A 1,310-nucleotide genomic window follows, 5' to 3' on the forward strand; every position below is an offset into this window, starting at 1 on the left:
GTTCCCCGCCGATGCGAACATGGCAGCTCCGGGCATGGCGACGCCGGGCGAGCCCTTGCCGCTGCCTGCCCAGCCCGCCGCCTTCGCCGGATCGACGCCGCTTGCCGCTCAGCCCGCCGTGATGGCCGGCACCTCGCCGCTCAGCCCGGGATCGGTCAAGCCGATGCCCGCCTACGCAACGGCCGCGATGGCGATGCCCGTAACCGGCCAGGCGGTGAAGGCGGCAACGATGCCGGGCGTCCAGCAGGTCGCCTATTTCGTGCCGCAGAACCCGGCGCTGCTTGCCCCGCCGGGCGAGCCGCAGCCGCACGCCACCGGGCCGCGCGCCGAGATCGAGCGGCTGATCGAGAAATACTCCGCGCTCTACGAGGTGCCCATCGATCTCGTGCGCCATGTCGTCAACCGCGAGAGCACCTTCAACCCGAAAGCCTACAATCACGGCCATTGGGGTCTGATGCAGATCAAGCACGCGACGGCGCGCGGCATGGGTTATGACGGGCCGGCGAGCGGTCTGTTCGACGCCGAGACCAATCTCAAATATGCGGTCAAGTATCTGCGCGGCGCCTGGCTGGTGTCGGGGGGCGATGAAAAGCGCGCCGACCGGCTCTACCAGAGCGGCTATTATTACGATGCCAAGCGCAAGGGCCTGCTGGAAGCGACCGGCCTCGGCGTTGACCGCGCGCGCCGCCGCCTGCAGCCCGACGCCTGAGCGCGATGCCGCGCCCGCCGGCACCTGACGACATCCGGCTGCGCAAGACCCTCGACGACGATCTGCCGCCGCCGCACTGGCCGGAGGGCTTTGTCATGCGCGGCTTCGAGCCCGCCGACGCGCGGCCCCTGCATGCGCTGCTCTCCGAAGTGTTCGACGACGGCACGGACGGGCCGTTCGACGAGTGGTGGCCGCGCATTTCCGGCGACGCCGGATTCGACCCCGCGCTGTGCTTCCTGGTCATCGATGCCAAGGGCCGGCTGGCGGGGGCGGCACTGTGCTGGGCGACAGCCTTCGTCAAGGACCTCGCCGTCCATCCGCAAGCGCGCGGCCATGGCATCGGCGAGGCGCTGATGCGGCAGGCCTTCATCGCTTTCCGCGACCGGGGTGCCGCTCATGTCGATCTCAAGACCAACACAGTGGAGAACGCCACTGCTGTCCGGCTCTGTGAGCGGCTGGGCATGATGCCGGTCGACTGGGAAGGATAAGCGGCCGGCTCCCGGTGTTAGGGTGGCATTTGTCACATCGACGCTTTGCGGCGTGAAAGCAGGACTGCTTTGTGAACGGCTTCACATTAGCCGCTGCTTGCAAATGCTAACCC

General features: G+C 68.2%; 2 protein-coding genes. Both read left to right on the plus strand.

All coding sequences use genetic code 11. The features are described from left to right. Window positions 1–709: lytic transglycosylase domain-containing protein (locus EN742_RS35240; protein WP_128333901.1), on the plus strand; the 709-nt coding region annotated here is incomplete at its 5' end. A gap of 5 nt (window positions 710–714) precedes the next feature. Further along, window positions 715–1,197, plus strand: a complete 483-nt coding sequence (locus tag EN742_RS35245) for a GNAT family N-acetyltransferase (RefSeq protein WP_128333902.1) — start codon at window positions 715–717, stop codon at window positions 1,195–1,197. The last annotated feature ends 113 nt before the right edge of the window (window positions 1,198–1,310 follow it).

This window comes from Mesorhizobium sp. M4A.F.Ca.ET.020.02.1.1 (genome assembly GCF_004022645.1).
In the GTDB taxonomy this organism is placed as follows: domain Bacteria; phylum Pseudomonadota; class Alphaproteobacteria; order Rhizobiales; family Rhizobiaceae; genus Mesorhizobium.